26 protein-coding genes are annotated in these 26,602 nt (G+C 63.7%); 14 read left to right on the forward strand and 12 right to left on the reverse strand.

Features of this window, described 5'->3' with window-relative positions:
• Window positions 1-78 precede the first annotated feature (78 nt).
• The 4 genes from AAHK20_RS17595 (at window position 79) to bla (ending at window position 5,060) form a co-directional block, all read left to right on the forward strand.
• Window positions 79-828 carry a 2-keto-4-pentenoate hydratase gene (locus AAHK20_RS17595; protein WP_449182776.1) on the forward strand — a complete coding sequence of 250 codons (750 nt, stop codon included), beginning with the start codon at window positions 79-81 and terminating at the stop codon, window positions 826-828.
• A 256-nt stretch (window positions 829-1,084) separates the two neighbouring features.
• Window positions 1,085-2,731 carry a methyl-accepting chemotaxis protein gene (locus AAHK20_RS17600; protein ID WP_449182777.1) on the forward strand — a complete coding sequence of 549 codons (1,647 nt, stop codon included), beginning with the start codon at window positions 1,085-1,087 and terminating at the stop codon, window positions 2,729-2,731.
• Between the two features lie 286 nt (window positions 2,732-3,017).
• Window positions 3,018-3,812 carry a peptidoglycan DD-metalloendopeptidase family protein gene (locus AAHK20_RS17605; protein WP_449182778.1) on the forward strand — a complete coding sequence of 265 codons (795 nt, stop codon included), beginning with the start codon at window positions 3,018-3,020 and terminating at the stop codon, window positions 3,810-3,812.
• Between the two features lie 360 nt (window positions 3,813-4,172).
• Entirely contained in the window at window positions 4,173-5,060 is an 888-nt protein-coding gene (bla, locus tag AAHK20_RS17610; protein ID WP_449182779.1) for a class A beta-lactamase, read from the forward strand.
• A gap of 16 nt (window positions 5,061-5,076) precedes the next feature.
• On the opposite strand, the gene mdcH is transcribed toward bla, so the two are convergent.
• From mdcH to AAHK20_RS17650, 8 genes are read right to left on the reverse strand one after another with little or no spacing between them, the layout of a single operon-like run.
• The gene (mdcH, locus tag AAHK20_RS17615; protein ID WP_449182780.1) at window positions 5,077-6,003 is read right to left on the reverse strand and encodes a malonate decarboxylase subunit epsilon; all 927 of its coding nucleotides are present in this window, start codon (window positions 6,001-6,003) and stop codon (window positions 5,077-5,079) included.
• Window positions 6,003-6,737 (reverse strand): malonate decarboxylase holo-ACP synthase, encoded by a 735-nt coding sequence (locus tag AAHK20_RS17620; RefSeq protein WP_449182781.1) that lies wholly within the window; start codon window positions 6,735-6,737, stop codon window positions 6,003-6,005. Before AAHK20_RS17620 ends, mdcH begins: the two co-directional genes overlap by 1 nt.
• A complete protein-coding gene (gene mdcE, locus AAHK20_RS17625) occupies window positions 6,737-7,552 on the reverse strand; it encodes a biotin-independent malonate decarboxylase subunit gamma (RefSeq protein ID WP_449182782.1) in 816 nt (271 codons plus the stop codon). The genes AAHK20_RS17620 and mdcE overlap by 1 nt, the downstream gene beginning before the upstream one ends.
• On the reverse strand, window positions 7,549-8,478 hold the full coding sequence (locus AAHK20_RS17630; RefSeq protein WP_449182783.1) for a biotin-independent malonate decarboxylase subunit beta: 930 nt from the start codon (window positions 8,476-8,478) through the stop codon (window positions 7,549-7,551). The genes mdcE and AAHK20_RS17630 overlap by 4 nt, the downstream gene beginning before the upstream one ends.
• A complete protein-coding gene (locus tag AAHK20_RS17635; RefSeq protein ID WP_449182784.1) occupies window positions 8,475-8,861 on the reverse strand; it encodes a malonate decarboxylase subunit delta in 387 nt (128 codons plus the stop codon). The genes AAHK20_RS17630 and AAHK20_RS17635 overlap by 4 nt, the downstream gene beginning before the upstream one ends.
• Window positions 8,849-9,802: a triphosphoribosyl-dephospho-CoA synthase gene (locus AAHK20_RS17640; protein ID WP_449182785.1), complete on the reverse strand. Its 954-nt coding sequence runs from the start codon at window positions 9,800-9,802 to the stop codon at window positions 8,849-8,851. Before AAHK20_RS17640 ends, AAHK20_RS17635 begins: the two co-directional genes overlap by 13 nt.
• Window positions 9,803-9,806: 4 nt before the next feature.
• Window positions 9,807-11,477 carry a malonate decarboxylase subunit alpha gene (gene mdcA, locus AAHK20_RS17645; RefSeq protein ID WP_449182786.1) on the reverse strand — a complete coding sequence of 557 codons (1,671 nt, stop codon included), beginning with the start codon at window positions 11,475-11,477 and terminating at the stop codon, window positions 9,807-9,809.
• 7 nt (window positions 11,478-11,484) lie between these two features.
• Window positions 11,485-12,276 carry a GntR family transcriptional regulator gene (locus AAHK20_RS17650; protein WP_449182787.1) on the reverse strand — a complete coding sequence of 264 codons (792 nt, stop codon included), beginning with the start codon at window positions 12,274-12,276 and terminating at the stop codon, window positions 11,485-11,487.
• 164 nt (window positions 12,277-12,440) lie between these two features.
• Between AAHK20_RS17650 and AAHK20_RS17655 the strand changes: the two genes are divergently transcribed.
• Window positions 12,441-13,742, forward strand: coding sequence for an MFS transporter (locus tag AAHK20_RS17655; protein ID WP_449182788.1), 1,302 nt, complete (start codon window positions 12,441-12,443; stop codon window positions 13,740-13,742).
• Between the two features lie 82 nt (window positions 13,743-13,824).
• Here the strand turns inward: AAHK20_RS17655 and AAHK20_RS17660 are convergent, their stop codons facing one another.
• Complete coding sequence (locus AAHK20_RS17660; RefSeq protein ID WP_449182789.1) at window positions 13,825-14,397, reverse strand: GNAT family N-acetyltransferase; 573 nt, start codon at window positions 14,395-14,397, stop codon at window positions 13,825-13,827.
• Window positions 14,398-14,990: 593 nt separating this feature from the next.
• Here AAHK20_RS17660 and AAHK20_RS17665 point away from each other — a divergent pair.
• Entirely contained in the window at window positions 14,991-15,911 is a 921-nt protein-coding gene (locus AAHK20_RS17665) for a winged helix-turn-helix domain-containing protein (protein ID WP_449182790.1), read from the forward strand.
• Window positions 15,912-15,952: 41 nt separating this feature from the next.
• On the forward strand, window positions 15,953-16,363 hold the full coding sequence (locus AAHK20_RS17670; RefSeq protein WP_449182791.1) for a hypothetical protein: 411 nt from the start codon (window positions 15,953-15,955) through the stop codon (window positions 16,361-16,363).
• Here AAHK20_RS17670 and flgA read toward each other — a convergent pair.
• Complete coding sequence (gene flgA / locus AAHK20_RS17675; protein ID WP_449182792.1) at window positions 16,350-17,069, reverse strand: flagellar basal body P-ring formation chaperone FlgA; 720 nt, start codon at window positions 17,067-17,069, stop codon at window positions 16,350-16,352. The genes AAHK20_RS17670 and flgA overlap by 14 nt on opposite strands.
• Window positions 17,070-17,216: 147 nt before the next feature.
• Between flgA and AAHK20_RS17680 the strand changes: the two genes are divergently transcribed.
• The 5 genes from AAHK20_RS17680 (at window position 17,217) to AAHK20_RS17700 (ending at window position 21,667) form a co-directional block, all read left to right on the forward strand.
• The gene (locus AAHK20_RS17680; RefSeq protein WP_449182793.1) at window positions 17,217-18,098 is read left to right on the forward strand and encodes a flagellin N-terminal helical domain-containing protein; all 882 of its coding nucleotides are present in this window, start codon (window positions 17,217-17,219) and stop codon (window positions 18,096-18,098) included.
• A 181-nt stretch (window positions 18,099-18,279) separates the two neighbouring features.
• Window positions 18,280-18,762, forward strand: coding sequence for a flagellar basal body-associated FliL family protein (locus AAHK20_RS17685; protein ID WP_449182794.1), 483 nt, complete (start codon window positions 18,280-18,282; stop codon window positions 18,760-18,762).
• An 81-nt stretch (window positions 18,763-18,843) separates the two neighbouring features.
• A complete protein-coding gene (motA, locus tag AAHK20_RS17690; RefSeq protein ID WP_449182795.1) occupies window positions 18,844-19,704 on the forward strand; it encodes a flagellar motor stator protein MotA in 861 nt (286 codons plus the stop codon).
• 16 nt (window positions 19,705-19,720) lie between these two features.
• Window positions 19,721-20,638 (forward strand): flagellar motor protein MotB, encoded by a 918-nt coding sequence (locus AAHK20_RS17695; protein ID WP_449182796.1) that lies wholly within the window; start codon window positions 19,721-19,723, stop codon window positions 20,636-20,638.
• Between the two features lie 144 nt (window positions 20,639-20,782).
• Window positions 20,783-21,667, forward strand: coding sequence for a flagellin N-terminal helical domain-containing protein (locus AAHK20_RS17700; RefSeq protein WP_449182797.1), 885 nt, complete (start codon window positions 20,783-20,785; stop codon window positions 21,665-21,667).
• A 191-nt stretch (window positions 21,668-21,858) separates the two neighbouring features.
• Here the strand turns inward: AAHK20_RS17700 and AAHK20_RS17705 are convergent, their stop codons facing one another.
• Both AAHK20_RS17705 and AAHK20_RS17710 read right to left on the reverse strand, forming a co-directional pair.
• On the reverse strand, window positions 21,859-23,469 hold the full coding sequence (locus AAHK20_RS17705) for an SH3 domain-containing protein (RefSeq protein ID WP_449182798.1): 1,611 nt from the start codon (window positions 23,467-23,469) through the stop codon (window positions 21,859-21,861).
• 120 nt (window positions 23,470-23,589) lie between these two features.
• Window positions 23,590-24,525 (reverse strand): ATP adenylyltransferase family protein, encoded by a 936-nt coding sequence (locus AAHK20_RS17710; protein ID WP_449182799.1) that lies wholly within the window; start codon window positions 24,523-24,525, stop codon window positions 23,590-23,592.
• A 385-nt stretch (window positions 24,526-24,910) separates the two neighbouring features.
• Between AAHK20_RS17710 and AAHK20_RS17715 the strand changes: the two genes are divergently transcribed.
• Window positions 24,911-25,336, forward strand: coding sequence for an organic hydroperoxide resistance protein (locus AAHK20_RS17715; RefSeq protein ID WP_449182800.1), 426 nt, complete (start codon window positions 24,911-24,913; stop codon window positions 25,334-25,336).
• Between the two features lie 138 nt (window positions 25,337-25,474).
• On the forward strand, window positions 25,475-26,509 hold the full coding sequence (locus tag AAHK20_RS17720) for an alpha/beta hydrolase (RefSeq protein ID WP_449182801.1): 1,035 nt from the start codon (window positions 25,475-25,477) through the stop codon (window positions 26,507-26,509).
• Window positions 26,510-26,602 lie beyond the last annotated feature (93 nt).

Below are 26,602 nucleotides of genomic sequence, written 5' to 3' on the forward strand. Positions count from 1 at the left end.
TCCAGGCGCCAATTCGACCGAACGGATGGCGCGCAATCCGCGTTCGATTCCGACGCAGGCAAGGAGACACCTCACACCATGGCCTCTATGCAAGCTCTCGCCGCGCGACTCGTCGAGGCACGCCGCACGCACACCCTGATCGACACACTGGCGGACGACCTGCTTCCCGCCAGCCCCGCCGATGCTTATCTCGCTCAACAATTGACGATCGCCGCTCTCGGCGGCGGCGCCGGCTACAAGATCGGCGCGAAGACACCCACTGACGAACCGCAGTGCGCACCGCTGCCGGCGTCGAGGGTGTTCGGCGCGAAGACCGGCGTACGCCGCGCCGATTACGCGCGCGTCGGCCTCGAGCTCGAGATCGCCTTCAGCTTCGCCACCGACATCGACAACACCTTCGCCGAGCGCACCGACGACGTGCTAGACGCGATCGATTCGATGTCGGTCGTGGTCGAGGTGGTCGACAGCCGCTTCAAGGCTTGGCCGCAAGTCGACAAGCTCGCTCAGCTCGCTGATCTGCAGAACAACGGCGCGCTCGTGATCGGCGAGACGAAGCGCTACGACCGGCGCTTCGATTTCGTCGCGCCGAAGGTCAGTTTTCATTGCGGCGATCAGGAGATCTTCAGCGGTCAGGCGAGCAATCCCGCGGGCGATCCGCGACGGCTCGTCGTCTGGCTCGTCACGCGCGCCCTGCAGAGCGGGCAGACCATTCCCGCGCGCACGCTGCTCACCACCGGCTCGTACACCGGCATTTATATGGCTGAGGGGCCGGATATCGTGCGCGGGAGCATCGAAGGCATCGGCAGCATCGAGTTCGAGATCGCCTGACCGGCTCGGCGGTTTGCTGCTCCGGTTCCCCTAGCCGCACCCCGGCGCATGGCGTCATGCGCCGGGGTGCGCGCGACCCTGTGGCAGAACGCCACGCTTATGGCCCGTAAAGTTTTCCTGACAACGGCCGTAGTCCATTCCATGTGGCGCCCATTTAATTTGGACGCCGGCTACGCATGTGCCGGGCGTGCAGCGCGCGAGCAACGTGAGAGGAGCGGCGGACCCGCCGTTCCCACCACATCGTGGAGATCATTTGATGCTGAAGAACCTTTCGATTCGCGCGTGGCTGACCCTCATGGTCTCGTGCTTTGCGGTCGTGCTCGTGGCAGGCGCGGCGATGGGGCTGCTGTCGATGCGCGCCGGCAACGCATCGCTGCAGCAGATGTATACGGTCGATACGCCGGCCGTCGCCGACCTAGACGGCAGCGCCGGGCAATTGCTGCGCTTGCGCCTCGCGTTGGCGACGTACGCATCGCTCAGCGATATCAACGACCAGGACGGCGCGGCCGCCGTGCTCAAGCGTGCGGACGACTACCGCCGCGTATCGGACGAGCGTCTTGCTCACTACCTGAGCCATGCCGGCGGCGATTCCGACGTGCAATCGCTCGTCAAGGACCTGCAGGACGCGCGCGACGCATTCCTGCACGACGGCATCGATCCCGCGCTCGCTGCGCTGAAATCGGGCGACAAGGCGGCCTTCCAGCAATTGCAGGGCAAGAAGCTGCCCGCGCTCTACAACGCTTACGACAAGGCAACGGCAGCGCTCGAGAAGGTGCAGCTCGACCGTGGCGCTCAACGTTTCCAGGCCGCGCAGGATCGCTTTCAGATTGTGAGCATCGTCGTTGCGGCGGGCATGCTGGTGTCGCTGCTGTGCGCGTGGCTCGGGCGCGCGATGCTCGTGCGCGCGATCGTGCATCCGGTGGACGCGGCGATCGCGCAGTTCCAGCGCATCGCGCACGGCGATCTGACGGGGCGCGTCGAGGTCGCGAGCGACAACGAAATGGGCCGCCTTGCCGCAGGGCTGCAGACGATGCAGGCGTCGCTGGTGGCCACGGTCAGCACCGTGCGCAGCAGCGCGGATTCGATCGACACTGGCGTGAGCGAAATTGCGTCCGGCAACACGGATCTGTCGCAGCGCACCGAAGAGCAGGCGGCTTCGCTCGAGCAAACGGCGGCAAGCATCGAAGAGCTCACGTCGACGGTCAAGCAGACCGCGCAAAACGCCCAGGAGGCGAGTTCGCTCGCGCAGGGCGCGTCCGATCTCGCGGCGCAAGGCGGCGAACTCACGCAGGAAGTCGTCGGCACCATGCAGGAGATCGTCGACAACTCGCGCAAGATCGCCGATATCGTCGGCGTGATCGAAGGCATTGCATTCCAGACCAATATTCTTGCGCTCAACGCCGCGGTCGAGGCGGCGCGCGCGGGCGAACAAGGACGCGGCTTCGCCGTGGTGGCGAGCGAAGTGCGCTCGCTTGCGCAGCGCAGCGCGGCGGCCGCGAAGGAAATCAAAACCGTGATCGGGGAATCGTCGGCGCGTGTCGAAGCGGGCGCTGAACTTGTGGAGCGCTCGGGCTCGACGATGAATGAAATCGTCGCGGCGATTGCGCGTGTGAGCACGATCATGAACGAGATCGCGACGGCCGCGCACGAGCAGAGCACGGGTATCGATCAAGTCAACGTCGCCGTGTCGCAGATGGATGAGGTCACGCAGCAAAACGCGGCGCTCGTCGAGCAGGCAGCAGCGGCTGCCAGTTCGCTTGAAGAGCAGGCGCGCAGGCTGACGACGGCCGTCGCGGTGTTCCGCGTTTCGGGGAGTTCGGGGCCGGCGCGTGCGGTCGCGAATCGCATGGGAGGCGAACGCGTTGCTCCGGTCTTGACGGAAGCCTCGCTTGAAACGGCGTAAGCGGCATTCGCCATGTGAGCCGCGCAAGAAGGGGCTGTTGCATTTGTAATGATGATTGCAGTCGGTTACAAGTCCGGCTGCGTCAATTTTGAGATGCTGCCTTTACAATGCAGCAGCGGATTTTGAGGGGTGACGTACTTCGCATTTTGTATTTCGAATACGTCATGCCGTATACGGAGTAACCGTGGCGCCGTCGCGATGAAGCTGTGTGCATAGCGTTCAGAAGGCGCCACGCAGGTGCCGCTTGACCAGCGATACCCTTGAAATAATGGAGTTCGAGTCGAAGATGAGACGAGGTCATTTCGACAGAAGCATGGCGCTCATTGCCGGCGCCGCGATGGCGGCCATCATGGCCGGTTGCGCGACCGTCGCGCCGCCCGCATCGAGCGATACGGTGGCGGCTGGCGCATCGCCTGCCGCCGCAACGGCGACCACGACGCCCCCGAGCGCAGCCGCCGCTGCGGACAACACGGCCGATTCGGCGAGCGATCAGTCGACGCAAGTGCAGTGGATCAGCTACGTCGTGAAGCGCGGCGATACGCTTGGCAGCATCGCCAAGAGCCACGGCTGTGCGGTCAAGGACCTGATCGCATGGAATCATTTGAAGCGCAAGCCGCACTTGGCAAAAGGCGAATCGCTGCGGATTGCCGTTCGCGGCGCGGGGAACGGAAGTGCGGTTTCCGCTCAGACGCTCGATCGCCACACGCAGCACGTCACGCTTGCGTGGCCCGCCAACGGCTCCGTCATCGAGCCATTTGAACCCGGCCACAATCGCGGCATCGAAATCGGCGGCAACGAGGGCGATCCGATCCGCGCCGCAGCGGCCGGGCGCGTGATGTACGCCGGCACGGGCTTGAACGGCTATGGCAGCCTGATCATCGTGCAGCACAACGCCGATTTTCTGACTGCCTATTCGCACAGCCGCAAGCTGCTCGTGAAGACGGGCGACGTCGTGAAGCAAGGCGAAGAGATCGCCGAGATGGGCGACGTCGACAGTGCGCGTGTCGCGGTACTGTTCGAAGTGCGCCGCGACGGCAAGCCTGTCGATCCGATGCCGTATTTGCCGAACGGGCACGGTTGAGCACGAGCGGCAGCAGCGGGGCGTTTGCGCTGATCAGAGTCGTCGCCAGTCGACTCGCAGCGTCCCGTAAAATCTCACCTTTGATATCACTCGCATGGCAGCGAACCTGTGAGTTCGTTAGCACTTCTACGGCTGTTTATCGCGAATCGTTGCACACGCATCTACTAATCCAGGTCGATGGCGGGCCAAATTGCGCCATAAATGCATATACATGCAACGATCGAATAGGTGAGCGTTTTCGGGAGTGTTGAGTGCCGGCGGTCCGCGACGCTGCTCCGCAGTGCTCAGTGCGCGTGAACTATCGAGAAAGGTGCGAGGTCCAAGCGCACTTTCTCAACCATCGCTCGACATCACATTCCTATGAAGCCATCCGCGTTGCGCCGTTCGCTTTTGCTTGCCGCTGTGTCCACGCCGTTGGTCGGTGCTTGCACCTCGCTGGCCGCAGGTCCTCAGCGCAATTCGACGGCGCAAGCCGAATTGGCGAAGCTCGAAGCGTCCTCGGGCGGACGGCTCGGGCTCGCCGCGATCGACACCGGCAGCGGCGCACGCCTCTCGCATCGCGCCGATGAGCGGTTCGCCTTTTGCAGCACGTTCAAGGCGATCGCGGCGTCCGCGATTTTGAAGCGCAGCGAGAACGAGCCTGGGTTGCTCGAACGCCGCGTGATGTATACCGCGCAAGACCTCGTCAACTATTCGCCGATCACGAAGCCGCACCTGGCAAGCGGCATGACGGTCGCCGAACTCTGCGCGGCGGCGATCGATTACAGCGACAACACGGCAGTCAACCTGTTGATGAAGATTCTTGGCGGACCGCCAGCCGTGACCGCGTTTGCGCGCTCGATCGGCAACGACACGTTCCGGCTCGACCGCTGGGAGACCGAGCTGAATACAGCGATTCCCGGCGATTTGCGCGATACGTCGACGCCAGCGTCGATGGCGCACAGCTTGCGGCAGCTCGCGCTCGGCGATGCGCTGGCGCCGCGCCAACGCGAGCAACTGCAAGCATGGCTGCGCGCGAATACGACAGGGGGCAAGCGCATCCGCGCTGGCGTTCCTGCCGATTGGCAAGTCGGCGACAAGACCGGAACAGGCGACTACGGTACGACGAACGACATCGGCGTGGTTTGGCGGCCATCCGGGGCGCCGTTGGTTATCGCGATCTACTTCATGCAGCAGCGTCAGGATGCATCGCCGCGCGATGACGTGCTGGCAGCGGCAGCGCGCATCGTGGCCGGTGCGCTGGGTTGAGTAAAGCGATCGACAATCACACAAGCCGTCTTCGAATCGTTTCGGCAAGCTTGTCTTGAGCGATCGTGCTTGAAGCGAGCGCGTGGACCTCGGGGTAAGCGTCCTTGGCGATGTCGGTCAGCACTTGCCCAGGTGGCGCTTCGACGAGCACCGTCGCCCCCATCTCGATCATCACCGAGAGCGCATCGAACCAGCGCACCGTGTGACGCATGTTGGTGACGAGGTCGTCCCGGATCGCATCGGCCGTATGCAAGGGGCGAGCGCCGCGATTGCCGATGTAGGTGCTGCGCGGTGCGCGAAACGGTACGCCGGCGCTGTAGGCGAGCAGTTCGTCCGAGGCGTGGGCAAGCAGTTCGCAATGTGACGGTACGCTGACTTCGAGCCGCGTCGCCTTGCGAGCGCCCGCTGCGAGCGCTCGCTCGTTGAATGTCTCGAGCGCGATGTCGGAACCGGCAACGACGATCTGCCGAGGGGCGTTCACATTGCCGATATAGACGCGTTCTGCTGCGACGTTCGCGGTCTCGCGCGTCAACGTTTCGATTTCGTGTTCGGTCAAGCCCGATATCGCGGACAGGCCATAGCCTCCGGGATAGGCGCGCTCCATCAGTTCGGCGCGCTTTTTTGCCATACGCAGCGCGTCGGCGAACGCCAAGGCTTCGCAGCTCACCGCGGCTGCATAAGCGCCGATCGACAAGCCGGCGCTCATTTCCGCGATCAATCCTTCGGCCGCAAGCTGGCGCGTCATCGCGACGCCCGCGATCACGAGCGTGAGCTGTACCGCAACGGTCGAGCGCAGCGCTTCGGCGGTATCCAGCGTCAGCACATCGGTGCTCAGGGCCTGCGAGGCTTCCGCCAGCGTGTCGTGAATCGCAGCATGTGCCGGCAGACGATGCAAAAAGCCGGCACTTTGCGCACCTTGGCCCGGGAAGAGATAAGCCAGCATTACGTCGCTTCCTTCGTCCGCGCTTCGGCCGCGGCCCAAGGATCGGCGACGAGTCGCGGACCTTGTGCGCCGCGAGCCAGCACGCGTGGCTTGTTCGACGCGAATTCGGCGAGCGCGACGCCACCTGCCGGCGTTTCCAGTTGCACGTCGATCCGGGTGCCGGCGCGTGCGGCGTGAGCCGTCAATTCGTCGAGCAAGGCGCGTGCTGTGTCGATCGATAGCGGCGCAGGCGTTCGAATCAGCAGGTCGAGGTCACTGGATGACGAGACTGTCGGAAGCCCGGTTGCGAGTTCGAAGCCGGCGCTTCCCGTCGGTCCCCAGGTGAATGCCGACAGGCAGCCTGTCTGGCGTACGGTGTGCAAAATTTTGTATACCGGATACGGTGCGCGGTCAAAGGTAGGCAGCGTGCCGGCCAGATCCTCCGGCGCGATGACCGCTTCGATGTCTCCGGCTTCGGCCCAAGTGCCATAGCGCGCGTTGCGTTCCGCACCGCGCACGCCGATCGCGACAAACCCCGCTGCCGATTCGGCACGCCGTACGACGGCGAACGGCGCGCGGGCAAACGCGCTTCGCACCCACGCCGGTTCCCCGGGCAATTCAGGCAGACGCTCCAGTTTCAGCAGATCATGCGCGTGCCAGCGTGTGTCCGATGCGACAGGCGCATTTGCCGTCCAAGGCGGCAGCGCGCATGCGCGCGCCGTGTCCGGCGCTATGACGTTCGCGTTGACGTGCATTACACATCCCATTGCTCGGCAAGACGCCGCCGCACTTCAATCGACGCAGCACGCGTCGTCTTTGCCGCTGCCGATTCGAGCCGGCGCGACAGGTCCCGCGTACCGTCGCTGCGCGCGCTTTGCACGGCTTCGTTCAACACGCCACGCACGCGTTCGATTTGTACATCGGTCGGCGCATCGGCGTCCACGCCGCCGATCAGCGTGTCGAGCAAACCCAGCTTGGCAAACGCCGAGAGCGAGTACGACATCGGCGTGATCGTTTCGCCGAGTTCGTCGAGCGCCTCGACCGAGCGGCGCGTCACGCGCGCCGCCGAATCCTTGCCCATCGCGTGCACGGCGATGCCCGGCGCGTCGAGCGCCACGATCCGATTCGCCTGATAGCCATGCGCGAGGAACGCCCCCGACATGGCCGGCCCGACGATCAGCGCCACTACGGGATGCCCGGCCGCACGCGCAGCCGCATAGGCATCGACGGCCGCTGCGCACGCGAGGTGAATGCCGAGCATTTCCTCGCGATATCCGTATGCCTGGCTTTTCACGTCGACGATCGCGACGATCGGGCGGCGCGTGCTCGCACCCGCGTCTTTTTCCATCGTGTCGCGGACCACGCGCGCCAACTGCCAGCCTTGTTCGAGCCCGACGACGTTATCGACCGCGCGCGGAAAGCGATTGCCCGCATCGGGCACAACGGCAATGAAGCGTGCGGTATCGGCGCCGAGGGCGGCATCGCCCGACCATACCGGCGCGGCCGTGCGAGGCTCGCCTGCGAGCGCGCGGAACCAGCGTTGTCCGCGAGTCATCGTGATGTCGCTCATGCTTGCTCCTGCTGCTGTTGCGTGCTGTCCGATGCCGCACCGGCGTGTGAAGCGTTTGCTTGAAACACAACGCGCATCGCTTCGGGCGAGACGTTGGCCGGATCGATCTGCGCGAGCAACGCTTGATACGTATCGACCGCTTCGCTTCGATGCTGCGCCGGCACGCCGCGCGCAAACGCATCGCGCACGGCGGCGCGGATGGCGTTCGTCTCGTCGTCCGCGAGCGTGTCGACGAGACCGGTTGCCGCGCGCTGCTCGCCGCCGATCAAGCGCCACACGTAGCGCCGGTCGCTCGCATCGAGTTCGTCGATGCCCGCTTCCTGCTCAATCACTTCGGGACCGTTCATGCCGAGCCGTCCCTGCTTGGTCGCGACGAGATAGGAGCACAGCGCCGCTGCGAGCGACATCCCGCCGAAGCAGCCGACCATGCCCGCAATCACGCCGACGACCGGCACATAGCGGCGCAGCGCGACGATCGCCGCCTGAATCTCGGCGATGACCGCGAGCCCGAGATTCGCCTCCTGCAAGCGCACGCCGCCGGTCTCGAACACGATGACCGGACGCACGAGCTTGCCTCGTTCGCAATCGCGCAACGCGAGTTCCAATGCCCCGGCGATTTTGCTGCCCGACACTTCGCCGATGCTGCCGCCTTGGAACGCCGATTCGATCGCGGCGATGACGGCGGGAACGCCGTCGATCGTCCCGCGCGCGATCACGGCGCCGTCGTCGGCCTGGCAGACGATGCCTTGCAACGGCAGCCACGGCGATTCGAGCTTATCGAACGGACCGAGCAGTTCGCGAAACGTGCCGGTGTCGAGCAGGGCACGCGCGCGTTCACGTGCAGGCAATTCGATGAAGCTGTCGCGAAGGAGGGGCGCGGGATGTGCCGTGCCGTTGTTCGTATCGATAGCGCCGCTTTCGCTCATGACGCCTCCCGCCGGGCCGCCCCAAGGGAGGCGTCCGCCCCCTCGGGGGGCAGCGAACGAGAGTGAGCGTGGGGGTCGTCCCTCCCGGCTCCTTGCTCGGATGCCTCGACCGCTTCGGCCAGCCGCAGCGCGACGACCCCGGGCGTTGCGCCGAAGTCGTTGATCTCGATCGACGCCGCGCCGTCGTAGCGCGTGAAGAAGCGATCGAGCACGTGCTTCCAAATGTGTCCGTAGCCGTCGACGCTTGTGCGCACGACGACGCGCGCCGTCATCGCATCGCTCGGCGCCAGCAGCACCTCGAGGTCGCCGGAGCCGACCACGCCTACATGTGCGCGGGCGGTCACAGCACGCTGTGCCGGGTAGTCGAACGTCAGATGTTCCATGTCTTGGGGCTCCCGCTGGTCGGGTGGCGGACCAGCTTGTCGATGAAAAGAGTCGCGGCGAGCAAGTCCGCCGCGCCGCCGGGGGACGCGTTCAGCGCGAGCAGCGTGCGCTCGAGCGAGTCGAGTTCGGCGCGGCCGCTCGCAGTCGAGCTGCCGCCTGTGTCGAGCACGCGGCGCGCACCGCGCTTGGCGGCGGTGAGCGCGGGCCAGCCGGCGCGATGCAGCAGGCAGGTGTCGTCGAGCGACGTCATGATCGCGAGCAGCGCGTCGACACGTGCCGCATTTTCGTCGACGCCGCGTTGCCGCGCAGCGTGGAGCGCGGGCAGGCCGACGCCGATCACGTGCGGAAACCCTTCCTGCGCCTCACGCCGCGCGCCGCCGACGCCATAGCGGTCGCGCACGCGCGTGCCGTTGCTGTCGGCAGACGAGGCGAAGCGATCGGGAAAGCAGGCGATTTGCGCGCCGAGATCGCAGATTCGCGCCGCGCTCGATGCATGGACGCTGCCGCAAATCGTTGCGCCCGCAACCAACAGGCCGACGATCCAGATCGCGCCGCGATGCGCGTTGCTGCCGAGCGTCGCGTGCATCATCGCGGCTTCGCCGGCGCGGCCGATTTGCGCGAGTTCGGCGCGCAGCGTCGCCGACGGCGCGCGGTTGTGGGACGCCCGCGCGAGCGCCTCGAACGTGGGTTCGAGCGCGAGAGCGGAGCGTGTCATTACGGCAAGATCGAGGTCGCGATGCGCGCCGCTGCCGCGCCGGTCGACGAGAGCCGGCTTCGGCGTGAGGTGCGCTTCTTCGAGCAGCGCCTCGACAGCGAAGCGCGCGAGGCAGGTATCGGAAAGCGCTTGAACCGTAGCCGTGCCCTGTCGCGGTACGGACGGATTCGGCCGCAATGATGAACTCGCGCCGCTGCGATTCGCGCAGACTGGAGTCGCGTTCATCGGCTCACCAGCTACGGAAACGCGCCGGCGGCGAATAGAGACCGCCCGACCACGCGACCAAGTCGTCGATGCTGCGCGCGGCGAGCAACGAGCGCTTGGCGTCGCCGCGTCGAATGCCGAGGTCTTCCGGATACGCGACGATGCCGCGCCGCCGCAGCGCAGCCGTTTGTTCAGGCTTCGCACGCAGGCCGATGGGCGTGACGCCGGCGACGGCCGCGAGCGCGGCGCGCCGTTCGTCGACGCCTTCGGCCTTGTGCAAATGCGCGATGCCTTCTTCGGTGACGACATGGCTCACGTCGTCGCCGTAGATCATGACCGGCGCGATCGGCATGCCGCTCTTTGCGCCGACGGCGATCGCATCGAGTTCGTCGACGAAGGTCGGTTCGCCGCCTTTCTTGTAGGTTTCCGCGAGCTGCACGACGAGCTTGTGTCCGCGTGCGATGGGCCCGTTCGCCTTCAGGAGCTTCAGCCACGCCTCGCTCGAATGGCGCCGCCCGCGCGGATCGTGGCCCATGTTGGGCGCGCCGCCGAAGCCTGCGAGACGTCCGCGCGTTACGGTGGACGAATTCGCGTCGGCGTCGATCTGCAGCGTCGAGCCGATGAAGAGATCGACACCGTATTGCCCGGCCAGTTGGCACAGCACGCGGTTCGAGCGCAGGCTGCCGTCGCGGCCCGTGAAGAAGATGTCGGGACGCGCCTCGATATACGCCTCCATCCCGACTTCACTGCCGAAGCAATGCACGCTGTCGACCCAGCCCGATTCGATGGCGGGAATCAGCGTGGGATGCGGATTGAGCGTCCAATTGCGGCAAATCTTGCCCTTCAAGCCGAGCGATTCGCCATAGGTCGGCAAGAGCAGTTCGATCGCCGCTGTATCGAAGCCGATGCCGTGGTTGAGCGACGTGATCCCGTACGCTTCGTAGATGCCGCGAATCACCATCATCGCGGTCAGCACCTGCAGGTCGCCGATATGGCGCGGGTCGCGCGTGAAAAGCGGCTCGACCGCGAACGGTCGATCGGCCTCGACGACGATGTCGACCCACGAGCCCGGAATATCGACGCGGGGCAACTCATCCACGATTTCGTTGACTTGCACGATCACGATGCCGTGCTTGAACGCAGCCGCCTCGGCAATGGTCGGCGTGTCCTCGGTGTTGGCGCCGGTGTACAGGTTGCCGTGGCGATCGGCTTTCTCGGCGCAGAGCAGCGCGACTTGCGGCGTCAGGTCGACGAACATCCGCGCATACAGCTCGACGTAGGTGTAAATAGCGCCGATCTCCAATTGCCCGTCTTCGAGCAACTGCGCCACGCGCAGGCTCTGCGGACCCGCAAACGCAAAATCGACCTTGCGTGCGATGCCTTGCTCGAACAGCGTCAAATGCTCAGGACGACTGATGCTCGAAATCAGCAAGTGAACGTCATGCACTTTTTGCGGATCGACTTTCGCGAGCGAGCGCGACAAAAAATCGGCCTGCTTTTGATTGTCGCCTTCGAGCGCCACGCGATCGCCCGGGCAGATGAGCGTTTCGAGCGCGGCGACGATGCGCTCGCGCGGCAGCACGCGGTCTTCAAGCCAGGGCGCGATGGCCGCAAGGCGCCGCGCTTTCTCATCGCGCAGCGTCGTCCAAGAGCGGGCAGCGGGTGTGACGGAAGAGGTGAAGTCTCGGTGATTCATCGGCGGTTCAGCTCCCGGAGGTGGCGCGCTCGCGTTTCGCGCGCGGCTTGCGAGTGTTGGGCGGCGCACAGGCGGCGCTCACGGCCTCCGCGTTTTCGCAGAGGAAACGATGCAGCAGCTCGCCGGTGTCGAGCAGATGCTCGGTGACGAGCAATTGCGCCGCGGCGACATCGTGCCTGCGCACGGCCTTGAGCAGCGCTGCGTGTTCGCGATCGGACTCGCCCTTGTACGCCGGCAGCCCGAACTTGAGCCGCAGATAGCGTTCGCCGCGCCGGTGCAGCACGCCGATCAATTCGAACAGCTGCGGCCGCGCGGCAGGCGCATAGAGGCTCATGTGGAACGCTTCGTTGCGCGCGACATAGAGCGAGGGGTCCGATTCGGCCGCTGCGGCCTTGCACAGCGCTTCAGCGTGTTGCAGGGAGGCGCGCGTGTGGGCGGGAATCGCGAGGCTGATCGCCAGGCTCTCGAGCGCGGCGCGGATCTCGTAGATTTCGCGCGCCTCATCGGCGGACAACGGCGCGACGGTGGCGCCTTTGTTGATCTCGACCTTGGCCCAGCCTTCGCTTTCGAGCTGACGCAGGGCTTCGCGCACCGGAATCGCGCTGACCGAAAAGTGCCGTGCGATGGCGTCCTGGCGCAGCGGTGCGCCAGGTGCGAGGGTGCCGTCGATGATGGCCGTGCGCAGCGCATTCACGATCATCCGCGACGCGCTTGCGCGCTCCGCGACAGAAATCGTGCCAGGCAGCGCGTTCGCGCCGGACGGGTCGTCTAGGGGAAAACGAGTCGTTGCGTCATTCATGATGGTGAATATTATATATAAAATACGAACTCGACAACGGGAAAAACCCGACAACAAAACCGAGGTCCGGCACGTATCCGACGCGAGCGTCGCGGCATCCGCCGCGCGCTCGCGGTTTCGTTTGAGTTGAGTCTAGACGTTCAACGTCTCACCGGAGGAGCAAGATGAGTTCAATGACGGACCGCGCGAGGCTCGCGCGACAACGCACGCCGCTCAATCGTTCGCAGATTGCGGGGTTTTGGGGGGCGTGGACTGGCTGGACGCTCGACGGGATGGACTCGTTCATCTATGCGCTCGTGCTGACGCCGGCGCTGACCGAGTTGCTGCCGCGCTCGGGCTATGCGGCGACGCCGGCCAATGTCGGGCTTGCGGGCTCGCTGTTGTTCGCGCTGTTTCTCGTCGGCTGGGGCTTGTCGTTCATTTGGGGGCCGATCGCCGACCGCTTCGGACGCACGAAGGTGCTGGCCGGCACGATCTTTACGTTCGCGATCTTCACGGGGCTGTCGGCCATTTCGCAGAACGTATGGGAGCTCGCGATCTTCCGCTTTATCGCGGGTGTCGGGATCGGCGGCGAATGGGCGCTTGCGGGCACCTATGTGGCGGAGTCGTGGCCCGAGGATCGGCGCAAGATGGGCGCGGGCTACTTGCAGACCGGCTACTACGCCGGCTTCTTTTTGGCGGCCGCGCTCAATTACACGGTCGGCGTGCATTTCGGCTGGCGCGCGATGTTCCTGACGGGCGCGGTGCCGGTCTTCGTCGCGATTCTGGTGTTGACGCGCGTGAAGGAAACGGAGAAGTGGCAAAAGGCCGAGGCGAGCACGAAGGTTCACGTGAAGCCGTTGCGTGAGATCTTTGGTCCGCACTATCGGCGCCGCACGTGGGTGGCTTGCGCGCTCTTGACGATCGCCATCGTGGGCTTGTGGGCGGGGGCGGTCTATGAACCGTCGGCGGTGATTCAGCTCGCGACGAAGGCGGGCATGGACAAGAACGGCGCGATCAAGACGGCGTCGATGGCCACGGGCTTGTTGTCGATCGGCACGATACTGGGCTGTCTGGTCTTGCCTTGGCTCGCGGAGCAAGTCGGGCGCAGGAAGACGCTGGCGATTTATTTTGCCGGGATGGCGGTATCGATTGCGGGGAGTTTCGGCTGGGCGTTCTATCTGCCCAATGGCCTTGCGCCGTTCATCGCCTGGCTTTTTGTGCTCGGTTTCTTTGGCGGCAACTTCGCGCTTTTCAGCTTGTGGCTGCCCGAGCAGTTCGAAACGCGCGTGCGCGCAACGGCGTTCGCGTTCTGCACGTCGTTTGGACGATTCATCGGGGCGGGCGTGAACTTCCTGCTCGGCGCGGCGGTGCTGCACACGCATACGCTTGGCTTGCCGGTCGCGCTGACGGCCGTCGCGTTCGTGATCGGGCTCTTCATCATTCCGTTTGCACCCGAAACACGCGGCGAGGTGTTGCCTCAATAGCCTTCAGCAACGCGGCTGGTCGAACCGCGGCTTCTTGACGACGAACGGGCGACGCTCAACCAGCGCCGCCCGTTTTGTTTAGTCACTGCGCGGCCGGATTGATCAGCGAAGTCAACACGTGGTCGGCCCATACGCCATTGATCTTCAAGTACGCGCGTGCAAAGCCTTCGCGTTCGAAGCCGAGTTTTTCGAGCAAGCGCGCGCTGCGCTGATTCTCCGGCCGGTAGTTCGCCATGACGCGATGCAGACCGCCGCGGTCGAACATGAATTCGATCGCAGCCCTGAGCGATTCTTGCATCAGTCCACGGCCTTCGAAGCGAGCGTCGAGCGCAAACCCGAGATGACACGCCTCGAAAGGCCCGCGGACGATATTGGTGAAGTTGCAGTCGCCGATCAGTTGGCCTTCGCTTCGTTCGAACAGCAGCAGATGCAATGCATGGCCGGCCGCCATTTGTTCGACCGTGGACGTGAGCCGTGTCTCGATCGCTTCCCGCGTATAGAACTGTGCGGGCCTCGCTGGCTCCCAGGGCTCGAGATGCGCTCGGTTGGCGGTATGGTAGGCGTGCACGGCTTCGGAGTCGGCGGGACGCGCTGCACGCAGCACGACGCGTTCTGTGCGGATGCCTTCAGGCGGGAACGGCAGAGAAGTCGGCATGCGGGATATCGACGAGGTGCGATGGGGCCCGCAGTCTACGCGCCGGGTCATTCGCGCGCAATCGAGCTATACCGGTTTGTCTTTTATTGGGTTCGCGTAATGCGAGCCAATAGCAAGCGATTTAGAAAACGTATTCGCTTAATCGGTAAAAATGACTTGGCTTGGCGGATTGGGCTTCTATACCGCTACGCGATTCTTTTGTCTATACGACTTGCGCTCTGAGCCATTGATCCGCGCAAAACATTCGTGAATCTTGCCCATTAGCCTTTAGAATTTGCCCCATCCCGAAATCGTTAAAAGTCGCGTTAGGTTGATCTGCGGCATTGGGGTCGTTCTAAGGCGTTTCCAAAATTTAAGCGCCTTTTTAAGATAGAGGTAAGGAAGCCTCACCTATACAGGGCGGTATTCTTCGGGCGCCCGATCGGTCTAAAGGCGATTTTGTCCCGCAGCAACAACAAGGTCTATAAATAGTGGAGTGAATTGGCGCAACTTCAGCGCAGCGCCAATCGCTCGCTCCAGAAAGCCGTTTGTGCCCGCGTAGTTGCCGGCGCCGACGCGCTCATTTCGATGAAAACATCTTAGCGAACAGTTAGATGGCCGCCGTTTTTGAAAAATATCTGATCGAGCATCGGCTCGTATTCGACAGCAATCTGATGACGCTGTCGAACGGCGATCTCGTGACCGCGCTGGCCGCCAATGAAACGGAATTGCTGACGCTGCTGATGCAGGGCATCGCCACCAAGCAGGCGGTGATCGAGCAGGTGTGGGAAAGCAAGGGCATGGTGGTGACCGAAGGCAGCTATCACCAGCTCGTGCGTGCCTTGCGCCTGAAGCTCGAAGAGCAGGGCGTGTCGGGAAGCCTCATCAAGACTTTGCCGCGGCTCGGCTTGAAGTTCATCGGCACGGTCGAGCCGGTTGCCGAAGCGCCGGCGTCCGTGGTTGCGCCTTCGCCCTTGCCGTCGCTGGAACCGGCGGCCGAAGCGGGTGTGTCCGCGGGTGTGTCCAATGAAACGGACGCCGACCGGATCGCCGCTGAAGCGAGCGATGCTCCTACACAAGCGCCATTGCGCGATGCCAGCGGTGAAGCGGCCGTGCCGCCCTTAGCGCCGGAGCCCGCCGCCACGCTGTCCGCTTCCGAAGGCTCGCTTGCCGCGCCCGAGGCGACAACACCGGCCATCGTAGCGCCGCCGACAAAGCGCCGCCGGCTGGTGACCTATGCGGTCTACGGCGTGCTGATCGCGTGGGCCGGCGTGCTTGCGTGGAAGACGTTCTTCGACGGCACCCGGAAGTTCGAGTTTCCCTTTGCGCAGACGGTCGACGGCGTGCACTACTTCTCGAATGGCAGGATGGAGCAAAAGGAACTCCTTCAATCGATTCACGTTACGCCCGTCGCCGGCAGCTATATCTATCAGATCGGGCTCGGCAACAACGACTGGCTGGCTGTTTGTCCGAAATCCATTTACGAGGCACCCGAGCAGTGCGAAACCTATTTCGTCGAAAAGGCTTATCACTAGTCCTGGCCGTTGTGCTGCTGTCGGGCTGGACAGCCTGGTACATGGCGCGCGGCGCCTACCGCGATCTGCCGCACGGCGAATGCGTGGTGCGCCAGCCGCGTTATCTGTTGTCCGCCGATGGCGGAGCGACGCGTACCGCTGTGCTGTCGACGTCGTTTTGGCTCGATGCGGGGCGTATTCGCTTGAGCGGCTGTTATCGCCACGAGGAAGAGCGCCTGTCGATCGATCGCAGCGGTTCGATCGACATGCTGTTCGCGCGTGACGGCACGGTCCTGAGCAAGGTGAGCAAGCTCGCGTATTCGCAGCTCGACAATGCGGCTTCCCAGCCCGTACCGGGCGCACTGGTGGCGCCGGGCGAGGAAGTCGATATGCGCTTTCGGAAACTGACGTCGAACGCGTGGATCGTCGAGACCAACGACAACCGCGCCGGCATGTGCATTACTGGTCAATGAGCGGTTCGACGGTGCCGGGCCCGGTCACGCGTGCGGCGATGACTTTGCCGGTGCTCGTGTTGCGCACGCGGATCACGTCGTCTTTCGCGCCGTTTTGCATGGCCTCGCCGGGCGCGCTGATTTCGATTTGCTGATTGCGCGCGACGATCTGCACCATTTGTCCGCGCTTCACATCCGTTTCTCCCTGTAGAAAACGCGCTTGCACGACGCTGCCGGCCTTGATCGGGCGGCGACTGACGCGGCCTGCGAGCGCGGCGGGGTCGGTCAGCGCGTCGGGTGAAGCGGCGAGGTTCTCTTCTTCAAGCGTCACGTCGTCGACGCCGATCGGCTGTCGCGCCGGTATATCCGCGGCCGCCACCACCACTTTCGCAAACACGCTCGTGCGCACCTGATAGAAGGTTGTGCGCGCATCGTTCGGGCAGCGCACGGCAAACGTCAAATGCCCGAGCTGGCCATTGCCGGCCGGCGTGATGTCATAAGGCGCATCGCAGGCCGGCGCCGGACGCCGGCTCGACAGAACCGTGGCCTCGACGCGCGCATCCTGCAGCTGATGCTGCTTCACATAGTTATCGAGCCATGCGTGGGCGGCCTGTCCGACTTGGGCTTCGACGGATGCGGCCGGCGCTTCGGCACGCGCCGATGCGATGCCCGCGATGACAATCAGCGGCAAAAACTTAAACCGGGAAGCGATGAGTTTGATTTGCATCGTACCGACGCCACGAGTGAGGATGGCTCGCATTATAGGGCCCCTATCTTTTCGGAAAAGTCTTAAGGTTTTCCGGGGGCACGCCGCCTTTGGGGGGGGAGGACGTCATGTGACGTGTCTTTAGTCTCACTTCCCGGAGGAAATATCATGCTTAGTCTGCACACCAACATGGCTTCGCTGGTGATTCAGAATGCTGTCGCCAAGAACCAATCCGCGCTGACCCAATCGATGACCCGTCTCGGTACCGGCTACCGGATCAACTCGGCATCCGACGATGCCGCTGGCCTGCAAATCGCCACGCGTCTGCAAGCGCAAACGAACGGCATGACCGTCGCTTCGCAGAACACGCAAAACGCCACGTCGCTGATGCAAACCGCCGACGGCGCGTTCAACGAAGTGACCAACATCCTGCAGCGCATGAAGGATCTGGCCACGCAAGCGGCTGACGCATCGTCGTCGGATGACGACAAGGCCGCGATGCAGTCGGAATACGACGCGCTCGGTACCGAACTGTCCAACACGATGAAGAACACGTCGTATGGCGGCGAAAAGCTGTTCGGCGGCGACGGCACGGGCACGGTCGACGGCAAGTTCGCGAAGGCGCTGACGTTCCAGATCGGCGCAAGCTCGGGCGAAACGATGACGGTTGACTTCTCGAAGGCACTGGGTTCGGTCGACAAGGCATTCGGCACGAGCAGCGCGGCTTATTCGACGGCCGGCGCAACCGGTACGGAACTGACTGACCCGGGCAGCGCCAACAAGATGATCGACACGCTCAACGCAGCGATCGCTTCCGTCGGCAGCCTGCGTTCGGACATCGGCGCATCGGAAAACCGCCTGGGCCACATCGCGGCCAACCTCTCGAACATGACGAGCAACACGCAAGACGCAAGCGGCCGAATCATGGACGTTGACTACGCGAGCGAAACGGCGAACTCGTCGTCCAAGCAGATTCTGATGCAAGCGGGCACGTCGATGCTCAAGCAAAGCTCGCAAATGAGCCAGATGATCCTGTCGCTCCTGCAGTAAGGCGAGTGAGTTGCGCGTGGTCATGCCGATGAGCGGCGCTATCCCGCAGTTCGGATGGCGTTGCTGATCGGCAAGATCGCACCGCATTGGGGCCGTTGAATCAACGGTCCGATTTTGATGTCGAGTGCGGGCTGACGGGCATGCTATGACGCCAGTCCGCAATCGTTCAGCGAGAAAAGCCATGAGTATTTTCAAAAGCAAGCCGGCGATTGCGGCCATCGGACTCGTTTTGCTGATTGCGGGCGGCGCCGGCGGGGCCCTGCTGTTTCAAAACTTTAACGGGTTTCGAGATGACCACAACGAAGAAGCCAAAGTGGTCAAGCGCGCGAAGCCGTTCGACTACATCGAGTTGAACAAGATCATGGTCTCCGTGCCGTTGACGTTGACGTCGGACGGTTCCGCGTCGTCGATCTATCGCGTCTGTTCGCTGGACATGGCGTTCGAGGTCAACGCGAAGGACAAGGACAAGTTCAAGAACATCACGCCGCTGGTGCGCAGCATTGCCGTTCAGGCGTTGTCGGTGCATACGTACGACAAGATCCGGAACGTTCCGCTCGAGCAATTGCAAAACGACGTCAGCACGAGAATGTTGAGCATCGCTGACAGCCGGCATATCGATCGTCCGTTCAACGCGGCAATCATCACGCAGTTGTTGTGCGAGTGAGCGGCAGGCGGGTCCCGTCAGAACACGAGTCGAGGCGTTATGGGAAGTGGCGCCGCGCGACAGAACATAGAGGGGTGTGAAATGCAGATTTTGTTGGGTGCGTTTTTTGTCGTCGGCTGCGTGTTCGGGGGCTTTCTCCTGCACGGCGGATCGTTGCACGCGATCTGGCAGCCGACCGAGATTCTGATTATCGTGGGTGCGGCGCTTGGCGCGCTCGTGATGGGCAGTCCGAAGCATGTGCTGATGGACATGCTCGCGCAAATCAAGAAGGTGATTGCGCGCGGCAAGAGCGACGGCGAGTTTCAGCGCCAGCTGCTGCTGGTGTTGTACGAGCTGCTCGAAATGGTGCGCGACGGCGGCCTCAAGGCGCTCGACCAGCACGTCGAAAACCCCGAGGAAAGCGAGGTCTTCAAGAAGTATCCGATGATCCTCGGCGAGCGCAAGCTCACGGCGTTCCTCGTCGACAACTTCCGCCTGATGGCGATGGGCCGTATCACTTCGCACGAGCTGGAAGGCATGCTCGATCAGGAAATCGAAGCGATCGAAGGCGAATTCCTTCAGCCCTCGAAATCGCTCGGCAAGATCGCCGAGGCGATGCCCGGCTTCGGGATCCTGGCGGCTGTGCTTGGCATCGTCACGACGATGGGCAGCATCGGCGGCTCGGTCGCGGAGGTCGGCGTGCAGGTGGCCGGCGCGATGGTCGGGACCTTCATGGGCATTCTCTTTTGCTACGGCTTTCTCGATCCGCTGGCGGGGGCGATGGTGCAGCGCGTGAAGTCGGAGATGTCCGCGTTCGAATGCGTGAAGGTGGTGCTGTGCGCGCAAGTGGCCGGCAAGCCGACGCTGCTTGCCGTCGATGCGGGCCGTAAGCTGATCCAGCTCGAAGTGAAGCCGAGCTTCGCGACGCTCGAGTCGTGGATCACGAAGCTGAGAACCAACTGATTGCCGGAGAAATGAAATGAAGAAGGATGACGCACATCACAGTCCCGCGATTATCAAGCGCGGTTCCAAGCATCACGAGGAGCATCACGGCGGCGCGTGGAAGGTCGCGTTTGCGGACTTCACGCTCGCGCTAATGGCGCTCTTCATGGTGTTGTGGGTGATGAGCGCGTCGACCCAGGAAGAGCGGATGAAGATCGCGGCCCAAGTGAGCGGCAGCCCGGTCCTCGACGGGGGCGCAGGCATGTTCGAACAGAACGCCAAGACGCCGCAGGTCGCGCCGTACGCACCTCACGCAGCCGAAGGGAGCAAGGATCGCGACAAAGGCGGCGACGACGTATCGTCCTACGCTTCATCGTCGGCCGATTCGACCGCGCAGCAACAGGCGCTCGCCGCTGCCATTCAGGCACAGGCAAAAGCGCTCGGCCTCGACAAGAACATGGAGACGATCGTGACGCAGGACGGATTGCGCATCGTCGTGCACGACACGGACGACCATGGCATGTTCGTGCGCGGCAGCGACGTGCTCGAAACGCCGGTGGCGATGCTCTTTCGCCGCCTGGCGCCTGTGTTGACGCAGGTGAAGAACAAAGTCGTGATTGCCGGTCATACCGACTCGGTGCAATACACAGATTCAAGTGTGTTCAACAACAACTGGAACCTGTCGAGCCGTCGCGCGCTGCGCGTGCGTCAGACACTGAAGGATGGCGGACTCGACGATAAGCAGGTGTTCCAGGTCATCGCGATGGCCGACAAGGTCCCGGCCGCGGATGGCGACGCCACGGGCGAGCACGATCGCCGGGTCGAGTTGATGATTCTCACGGCCAAGGCCGAGCAGGACTGGATGCGCTTTTTCCGCATGCAAGGCATCAGCGCGACGCCCGTGGGCGGCGGGCCCGCAGTACGTCTCGCGAGCGGCGCGGCGGTGACCAAATAAGCTCGCCGGCCCGGTGAACTTGATTTAGACCAATAGGTATCCTCATTTTCGGAAAGGTCTTAAGGTTTTTCGGGGGCACGCCGCCTTTGGGGGGTAAGGACGTCATGTGACGTGTCTTTAGTCTCACTTCCCGGAGGAAATATCATGCTTAGTCTGCACACCAACATGGCTTCGCTGGTGATTCAGAATGCTGTCGCCAAGAACCAATCCGCGCTGACCCAATCGATGACCCGTCTCGGTACCGGCTACCGGATCAACTCGGCATCCGACGATGCCGCTGGCCTGCAAATCGCCACGCGTCTGCAAGCGCAAACGAACGGCATGACCGTCGCTTCGCAGAACACGCAAAACGCCACGTCGCTGATGCAAACCGCCGACGGCGCGTTCAACGAAGTGACCAACATCCTGCAGCGCATGAAGGATCTGGCCACGCAAGCGGCTGACGCATCGTCGTCGGATGACGACAAGACGGCCATGCAGTCGGAATACGACGCGCTCGGTACCGAACTGGCCAACACGATGAAGAACACGTCGTACGGCGGCGAAAAGCTGTTCGGTTCGACGAGCGGCGGCGGCGCGGTCGACGGCAAGCTCTCGAAGGCCCTGACGTTCCAGATCGGCGCAAGCTCGGGCGAAACGATGACCGTGGATTTCTCGACGTCGCTGAAGGGTGTCGATTCGGCGTTCGTCGCGGCCAGCGGAGCCTATAAGGATCCGACGACGGCGGGTACGGAACTGACCGCCGCGGGCAGCGCCAACAAGATGATCGACACGCTCAACGACGCGATCGCTTCGGTCGGCAGCCTGCGTTCGAACATTGGCGCATCGGAAAACCGCCTGGGCCACATCGCGGCCAACCTCTCGAACATGACGAGCAACACGCAAGACGCAAGCGGCCGAATCATGGACGTTGACTACGCGAGCGAAACGGCGAACTCGTCGTCCAAGCAGATTCTGATGCAAGCGGGCACGTCGATGCTCAAGCAAAGCTCGCAAATGAGCCAGATGATCTTGTCGCTCCTGCAGTAAGGCGAGTGAGTTGCGTGTGGGGTCATGCCGGCAAGGGGTGCGCAAGCGGTGCCGTGTGACCCAATAAACGCACGCGGGCAGTGATCAAAGAAGCGGCATGCTTGACGGAAGCTCTCCGTCGGCATGCCGCTTTTTCATTGTGGAACGGCCGTTCGCGCCGATCGAGCGAGCGGCTTGCAATCAGGTCGCAATCAGCTCGCGGGATTGTCCTCGTCGGGCTCGGGCGGCGTGCCGGTTTGCGGCGTGCCGAGCACGCTGACCTGGAAGATCGATGTACCGGCAAGCGATTGCAGCGCCGGGTCCTCGGGCATCTGCTCGAGCAGCGGAAAAATCACCGAGCCGCCGATCACGGCGCGCCGGCTGTTGTCGGCGGGGCGCAGTCCCCACACATCCTGATAGACCACGGGCACCGTCTGCGTGCCGCGCGTGGTGTTCCCCAAATACAGCATCACGTGGCCGCCGATATAGATCAGCGTGCGCATCGGCTGGCCGTTTTTCACCAGATAGTCGAGGCGTTGCGCGGGCGTCGACGCCGACAGATCCGCCATCTGTCCCGCGCTCATCTGCGTCGACGAATGGCGTGGCAGCCACACGCCGAACGCGGCGAAGATGCTTTGCAATTCCGACGAGCAGTCGTTATAGAGCCCCGTGTTGCCCCAGCCGTACGGGCGGCCGATCAGCGCCTTGATGAGCGTCGCGAGATGGCGCGGCGTGGCGGCGTACGGCATCGGCGCGATCTGCGCGTCGCTCAATTGCGCGGTCTGGATCACCGCGCGGCCGTCGAGATCGCGAGCCGGTACGAGCACGACGCGCTTGCCGGGCGCCGCGCCAAGCTGCAGCGACGCGAGCGGCAGAAGTGTGCCGGCCGGCGCATCGAAGCGGAACGTGCCGCCGCCGTCGATGACCGGCGCGGACGCCGCAATGACCGCCCCGAGCCCGCCGAGCGCAGTGCGCCGCCACCTGTCGATGAACGTCTTGTCCGCGAGGCTCACGTTGTCGCTGCGCACCCAGCCCTGCACGTCGGGGGTCTGCACGTAGTCCCAGCCGCCGTCGACGCTGCGTCCCAGCACGTAGAGCGGCGTGCCCGGCCGGATCGCCGAGATCTGCAGGTTGTCGAACGGATAGCCTTCGCCCGCGAAATGGCGCGAATAGTAGAACGGGTCCATCGTCGGCAGCTCGCGCACGAGCAGGTTGCCGGTGGCGATCGCGCGGCGTGCCGGCGTGTACGAGGCGTTGCGCTCGAACTGCCCGACGTCCATGTTTTGAGCGATGGCGTCGATCCACGTCTTTGTGTAGGGACGGAAGTTCTGGCCGTAGCCGATCTGGCGCTCGGTCTTGCCGGTGTTGTCGTAGCGCGCGATGCGGTGATTTTGCAAGTCGGCGATGTCGCCGCCGCGGCCGCGGTACACGCGCTGGTCGACGAACACCGGGTTCCAGGGCGAGGGGCTGTTGGCATCGGCGCCGAACTCGCGTGCGTAGAGCGCTTGAAAGTGGGCTTGCTGGTCGCTCGCGCTGAGGAATGGCTTGTCGTAGTCGGCGCTCGCGGGATTGATCCAGTGATCGACGTCTTGATCGTACGCGGCCATCGGGAACAGGCCGGCCCGGTCGATCTCGGCGACAGGCCCTGACGTTACCGGTGCGGTGGCGCTGCAGGCGGCCAGCGCGGCGCAGACGATTGCGGCCGGAATGCGCAGCCGCAGCCACGTGCCGGCGAGAGAACGCGCGCGAGCTGCTGGGCTGCTTGATGATGTGACGTCGGGTTGGATGACGGTTTGCGCTTCAGGCGGGACGACGAAAGACATGATGCTCGCAGGGGTTGGCACGGAGGCCATGATGATACGGTGAGTTGCGTCGTCTGCGGAGCGGATGCGGCTGGCGCGCAACGGCGGCGTAATGACGGCGCGAGGTGGCTCGACGTGGCGTTATCGATCTGCGTCTAGCGTGACCGCAACTTGGCGAAGCACGTTCATCGGCCCGAGCCGTTCGACCGTTTGCATTTGCGCGGCGTCGCGCACGAACAGCGATCCCGCGAATCCCAGCGCGTTCACCGCGACGGTCTCGACGCGTTCCGTCGATCTTGGCACGAGCAGCATCCAACGCGGGGTGACGAGCAGGTTATACGGCGCGGAAAGTTGCGCTTGGCCGTTTGCGTCGATGGCTTGCAATCCGGCGGCGACGAAAAGCGCGCGGTACCGGTCGGCGGCCTCAGCGGCGATCGGGGCCGCGTCTGCCTGGCTGCCCGGCGCCGGATTGTCGAGCGTCGCGAACGCGTGGCGGAACGGCAGGCCGGGCAGGGTGCCGATGGCCCCGCGCAGGTGCGCCGCCTTGATAAGCGGCTCGATTGGCAGCCCCACACCCGACGCGCCAAGCGGCAGCGGCACGACCTGCAGATGCTTGTGCGACTGGCTCGCGCCCGCTTCCGGGCCGCTGTTGTAGAAACCGAGGCCGTCGAATTCGGCGAGGCACGCCAGCCACGCGGCGAAGTCGTCGGTGTCGAGCAGCGTTTCCTGCGGGATAAAGGAGCGGGTGACGATCAGCAGATGATGATCGATGACGTTGAATTTGTTGAGCAACGCGAAGTGCGTGTCGGAGATGTCGGCGACGAACAGGTTCGGATCGTGAGGAAGAAACGGATTGAACGGGGCGCTCGATGGGGCGCATGAGTCGGACGCCGGCTTGACCGCCTCCTTGCGCGCGAGGCTCGACACCTGGCGGACGATGAAGCGGATACCGGCGTCGTCGAGAGTCCGTTCGTCGGACGCGATCGGCTGCAGCGCGCCGCAACGCAGGGCGTGCGCGGTTTGCTTCTCGATAGCCGGCCACAGGGTGCCGGGTTGCAGCAGGCGAGCAGAGTTCATGTGCGAGAAGCGTGCATTGCGGCTCGAAAGGTTGGAGCGCCTCGAGCGCGGCCGGCGGTTGTCGTTCCGGACCTACTGAAGGCATTTTACGCACGGCTCGCAGTTGTCCCGAAAAAACGCTTGACAGTCTATCTATGAGTAGATAAAGTTCGATCCATGGAACCGAACAACGCGCAGGTTCGGCAAAGAGGGAAGAACTGGCGCAGTGGTTTCGCTGTAGAAGTGAATTGCGAATGGGACGAATGACGTCCTTTTGTTTGGATTCGCTGCCTACCTTCGAGTAGATAGTCTGAAGTTGGTATGCAAAAGCCGGTACACAAAATACCGGCCGTTTTTTGAACCTCGAATCTATCTAGTAGTAGATAACCTCAACAGGAGCCTCATCATGTCAGTCGAAAAAGTTCTCTACCGTGCTCAAGCCACCGCCACCGGAGGCCGTGATGGCCGCGCAGTCGTACCCGAAGGCAAGCTGGACCTCAAGCTCACCACGCCGCGCGAACTGGGCGGCGCGGGCGGCGAAGGCACGAACCCCGAACAACTCTTCGCGGCGGGCTATAGCGCGTGTTTTCTCGGCGCGATGAAGTTCGTGGCGGCGCGCGACAAGATCGCGATTCCCGCCGACGTGTCGATCAACGGCAACGTGGGCATCGGCGTGATTCCGAACGGCTTCGGCATTGAAGTCGAGCTGAAGATCTCGCTGCCGGGAATGGATCGCGCAGCAGCGCAAGCGCTGGTCGACAAGGCGCACATCGTGTGCCCGTACTCGAACGCGACGCGCGGCAACATCGACGTCACGCTGACGCTCGTTTGAGTTTTTCCGTCCACATCGATCATCGATTCGAACGCGCTGCGGGCTTGGAGTAGACGCTAAAGCGCCAACTCCAAGCAACCACAGCATGGGATCAGAGTAAGCGCTAAAGCGCTAACTCTGATCGACAGGAGTCCAGTCATGAAGAGCTTCAAGCCTTTGCTGTTGACGACGCTGCTCGCGGTCATTCCGACGCTCGCCGCAGCAGCGAGCGCCGGCGCGCCGCTTGCCCCGGATCACGTCACGTCCAGCTTCCTGAGCGTGCTCAATAGCGCCAAGGGACCGGGGCTGGAAACGCTGCCGCCTGCGAAGGCGCGCCAGGTTCTGGTCGACGCGCAAAACGGCGTCAAGGTGGATCTGTCCGGCATCGAGGTGTCGAACAAGACCATCGAGCAGGACGGCATCAGCGTGCCGCTGACCATCGTTCGCCCGCAAGGCGTGACGGGCACGCCGCCGGTGTTCATGTTCTTCCACGGCGGCGGCTGGGTGCTGGGCGATTTCCCGACGCACGAGCGGCTGGTGCGCGACCTCGTGGTGCAGTCGGGCGCGGTGGCGGTGTTCGTGAACTACACGCCGTCGCCCGAGGCGCGCTATCCGGTGGCGATCAATCAGGCCTACGCCGCGACCAAGTGGGTCGCGGCGCACGGCAACGAGATCGGTGTGGACGGGCAGCGTCTCGCGGTGGTCGGCAACAGCGTCGGCGGCAACATGGCGGCGGTCGTGAGCCTGATGGCGAAGGACAAGCAAGGGCCGCACATTCGCTTCCAGGGTCTGATGTGGCCGGTGACGGATCACGACTTCGACCACGGCTCGTACATCACGTACCAGAAGGATCATTTTCTGACGCGCCCGATGATGAAGTGGTTCTGGGACTCGTACACGACGGACCCGAAGCAGCGCAACGAGATCTACGCGTCGCCGCTGCGCGCCTCGGCCGAGCAGTTGAAGGGGCTGCCGCCCGCGCTGATCCAGGTGGCGCAGTTCGACGTGCTGCGTGATGAAGGCGAGGCTTACGGACGCAAGCTCGATGCGGCCGGCGACGAAGTCACGACGACCCGTTACAACGGCACGATCCACGACTTCGGCTTGCTCAACGCACTGGCTAACGATGCGCCGACCCAAGCTGCGCTCAAGCAATTGGCGAACGAGCTGAAGACGCGTCTCGCGCAGGATTGACCAAGACGTCACGACGTACCCGCAATAAGGGGCGCCCCACCGGAGCGTTGCGCGATGTTGCGCGGCACCCCGGTGCGAGGTGCCCCGTTTGCG

This window comes from Trinickia camelliae (assembly GCF_053525655.1).

What these genes read in the sequence shown, in the direction of transcription:
- AAHK20_RS17600 (WP_449182777.1), top strand. Translation starts at nt 1,085, where the DNA reads ATGCTGAAGAACCTTTCGATTCGCGCGTGGCTGACCCTCATGGTCTCG.
- AAHK20_RS17715 (WP_449182800.1), top strand. Translation starts at nt 24,911, where the DNA reads ATGTCAGTCGAAAAAGTTCTCTACCGTGCTCAAGCCACCGCCACCGGA.
- AAHK20_RS17700 (WP_449182797.1), top strand. Translation starts at nt 20,783, where the DNA reads ATGCTTAGTCTGCACACCAACATGGCTTCGCTGGTGATTCAGAATGCT.
- motA (WP_449182795.1), top strand. Translation starts at nt 18,844, where the DNA reads ATGCAGATTTTGTTGGGTGCGTTTTTTGTCGTCGGCTGCGTGTTCGGG.
- AAHK20_RS17720 (WP_449182801.1), top strand. Translation starts at nt 25,475, where the DNA reads ATGAAGAGCTTCAAGCCTTTGCTGTTGACGACGCTGCTCGCGGTCATT.
- AAHK20_RS17635 (WP_449182784.1), bottom strand. Translation starts at nt 8,861, where the DNA reads ATGGAACATCTGACGTTCGACTACCCGGCACAGCGTGCTGTGACCGCC.
- AAHK20_RS17655 (WP_449182788.1), top strand. Translation starts at nt 12,441, where the DNA reads ATGAGTTCAATGACGGACCGCGCGAGGCTCGCGCGACAACGCACGCCG.
- AAHK20_RS17710 (WP_449182799.1), bottom strand. Translation starts at nt 24,525, where the DNA reads ATGAACTCTGCTCGCCTGCTGCAACCCGGCACCCTGTGGCCGGCTATC.
- mdcE (WP_449182782.1), bottom strand. Translation starts at nt 7,552, where the DNA reads ATGAGCGACATCACGATGACTCGCGGACAACGCTGGTTCCGCGCGCTC.
- AAHK20_RS17620 (WP_449182781.1), bottom strand. Translation starts at nt 6,737, where the DNA reads ATGCACGTCAACGCGAACGTCATAGCGCCGGACACGGCGCGCGCATGC.
- AAHK20_RS17695 (WP_449182796.1), top strand. Translation starts at nt 19,721, where the DNA reads ATGAAGAAGGATGACGCACATCACAGTCCCGCGATTATCAAGCGCGGT.
- AAHK20_RS17640 (WP_449182785.1), bottom strand. Translation starts at nt 9,802, where the DNA reads ATGAACGCGACTCCAGTCTGCGCGAATCGCAGCGGCGCGAGTTCATCA.
- AAHK20_RS17595 (WP_449182776.1), top strand. Translation starts at nt 79, where the DNA reads ATGGCCTCTATGCAAGCTCTCGCCGCGCGACTCGTCGAGGCACGCCGC.
- mdcA (WP_449182786.1), bottom strand. Translation starts at nt 11,477, where the DNA reads ATGAATCACCGAGACTTCACCTCTTCCGTCACACCCGCTGCCCGCTCT.
- mdcH (WP_449182780.1), bottom strand. Translation starts at nt 6,003, where the DNA reads ATGCTGGCTTATCTCTTCCCGGGCCAAGGTGCGCAAAGTGCCGGCTTT.
- AAHK20_RS17660 (WP_449182789.1), bottom strand. Translation starts at nt 14,397, where the DNA reads ATGCCGACTTCTCTGCCGTTCCCGCCTGAAGGCATCCGCACAGAACGC.
- AAHK20_RS17605 (WP_449182778.1), top strand. Translation starts at nt 3,018, where the DNA reads ATGAGACGAGGTCATTTCGACAGAAGCATGGCGCTCATTGCCGGCGCC.
- AAHK20_RS17630 (WP_449182783.1), bottom strand. Translation starts at nt 8,478, where the DNA reads ATGAGCGAAAGCGGCGCTATCGATACGAACAACGGCACGGCACATCCC.
- AAHK20_RS17670 (WP_449182791.1), top strand. Translation starts at nt 15,953, where the DNA reads ATGGCGCGCGGCGCCTACCGCGATCTGCCGCACGGCGAATGCGTGGTG.
- AAHK20_RS17685 (WP_449182794.1), top strand. Translation starts at nt 18,280, where the DNA reads ATGAGTATTTTCAAAAGCAAGCCGGCGATTGCGGCCATCGGACTCGTT.
- AAHK20_RS17650 (WP_449182787.1), bottom strand. Translation starts at nt 12,276, where the DNA reads ATGAATGACGCAACGACTCGTTTTCCCCTAGACGACCCGTCCGGCGCG.
- bla (WP_449182779.1), top strand. Translation starts at nt 4,173, where the DNA reads ATGAAGCCATCCGCGTTGCGCCGTTCGCTTTTGCTTGCCGCTGTGTCC.
- flgA (WP_449182792.1), bottom strand. Translation starts at nt 17,069, where the DNA reads ATGCAAATCAAACTCATCGCTTCCCGGTTTAAGTTTTTGCCGCTGATT.
- AAHK20_RS17680 (WP_449182793.1), top strand. Translation starts at nt 17,217, where the DNA reads ATGCTTAGTCTGCACACCAACATGGCTTCGCTGGTGATTCAGAATGCT.
- AAHK20_RS17705 (WP_449182798.1), bottom strand. Translation starts at nt 23,469, where the DNA reads ATGTCTTTCGTCGTCCCGCCTGAAGCGCAAACCGTCATCCAACCCGAC.
- AAHK20_RS17665 (WP_449182790.1), top strand. Translation starts at nt 14,991, where the DNA reads ATGGCCGCCGTTTTTGAAAAATATCTGATCGAGCATCGGCTCGTATTC.